1 protein-coding gene is annotated in these 594 nt (G+C 77.4%); it reads left to right on the forward strand.

The genetic code is table 11. The annotated features are described in order from the left end of the window. Positions 1–519 (forward strand): Clp protease N-terminal domain-containing protein (locus tag CCN72_RS35575; RefSeq protein WP_086812508.1); only part of this gene is annotated, 519 nt, incomplete at its 5' end. Positions 520–594 lie beyond the last annotated feature (75 nt).

Below are 594 nucleotides of genomic sequence, written 5' to 3' on the forward strand. Positions count from 1 at the left end.
CTCGGCGTCGAGCTCGCGACGGTGGTCGCTGGTGCCCGCCGCCGGGCCGTGCGGGACGGCGACCGGCAGGTCGACACCGCCCATCTGCTGCACTCGCTCCTCGAACAGGACCCCGAGGTGCGCTCCGTCGTCGGCGGCCCGCCCCAACTCGCCCGGCTCCTCGGGTATCTGGTGCAGCGCAGCATCGGCTACGGCCTGCGCTGGCAGGGCAGCGTGGAGGACTCGGGCGCGATCGCCGTCGTACCCCGTCCCGCCACGGGCGAGGCGGGTGACTGGTCCCCGGCGGCGGCCGATGCCCTGCGCCAGGCCGGGGAGCGGGCCCGGCGGCGTGGCGGGCACGCGGCCGACGCGCCCGATCTGTTCGCCGCGCTCGTCGCCGACCCGGACTCCCGGGCCGTCGAGGTGCTCGAACGCGCGGGGATCGACGCGCGCGAGCTGTCCGAGCGGATCTCCACGCTGATCGCCGACCGGAGCGCCGAGCGGAGCACCGAGCGCAGGGCCGCCTGGGGCGCCGAGTAGAGCGCCGCCTGGAGCGAGGCCGGGTGCGGAGCGTTCGGGGCGGCCGGTTCCGGGGAGTTCGTGGAGGGCGTGGCC

It is taken from the genome of Streptomyces murinus, assembly GCF_002154555.1.
In the GTDB taxonomy this organism is placed as follows: domain Bacteria; phylum Actinomycetota; class Actinomycetes; order Streptomycetales; family Streptomycetaceae; genus Streptomyces; species Streptomyces murinus.